The 734-nt window shown below is 28.5% G+C and carries 1 protein-coding gene and 1 pseudogene; one reads left to right on the plus strand and one right to left on the minus strand.

The window, feature by feature from the left end; translation table 11 throughout:
* Window positions 1-85 (plus strand): IS1 family transposase (locus AAC854_RS22820; RefSeq protein ID WP_340619088.1); only part of this gene is annotated, 85 nt, incomplete at its 5' end.
* A gap of 19 nt (window positions 86-104) precedes the next feature.
* On the opposite strand, the pseudogene AAC854_RS22825 reads toward AAC854_RS22820, so the two are convergent.
* A pseudogene (locus tag AAC854_RS22825) lies at window positions 105-284 on the minus strand (phage major capsid protein); the annotation flags it as partial.
* Window positions 285-734 lie beyond the last annotated feature (450 nt).

A 734-nucleotide genomic window follows, 5' to 3' on the forward strand; every position in this document is an offset into this window, starting at 1 on the left:
AAAAACGATAGGTTATTCTAAGTCAGCAGAAATACACGATAAAGTGATAGGAACGTTCATTGAGCGTGAATACTACTTTCTCTAAAAGATCTAACTATTGGGTTCATGACCTCATAACGGGCAATTTCCGTATTCAGAGAATCAGACTGGCTAAGCAATTCATCAAACTGTTTTGCTTCTTCAGGGTTAAGAGAGCGCTTTTCGTTTTCGGCTTTGGTAAGCAGCGAACGCATTTGCTGGGTTAAATCGGCTTTTTGTTGGCGTAATTCGAGTAGTTTTTTCATGATGTTTTTATTTAGAATATAGTCGAGTTAAATTAGCTATAATTTTTAACACTATGAAAAATAATATGAAGTCGTCTTTTTATAATGAGCAATCACACAACAATATAAAAATAAAACTCCAATCAAAGGCAAGTTAACCAAACAATATTCCTTATAAAATAACTTATCTTATTTATGACAATACATCGTCACTTTAAAAATAAAACAAACAAATTAAATTTTCTTTTAAAGTTGAATTTTATTAAAATTAAGGGATGTTTATTATTTGAAATTAATATAGAGATAATTATAAATACTAAAGGAATTTAAAATGAACAATATTGAATATTATTTTTTGATTTTATATAACTTTTCATAATTATGAGAATTTCATATTTCCTATTCCTTTCCAACTATTTGCTGAAGCGGCATTCAAGAAAATCTTAACTCTTTTGATGAGCTGCCACATAT

This window comes from Xenorhabdus entomophaga, assembly GCF_037996725.1.
Classification (GTDB): Bacteria; Pseudomonadota; Gammaproteobacteria; order Enterobacterales; family Enterobacteriaceae; genus Xenorhabdus; species Xenorhabdus khoisanae.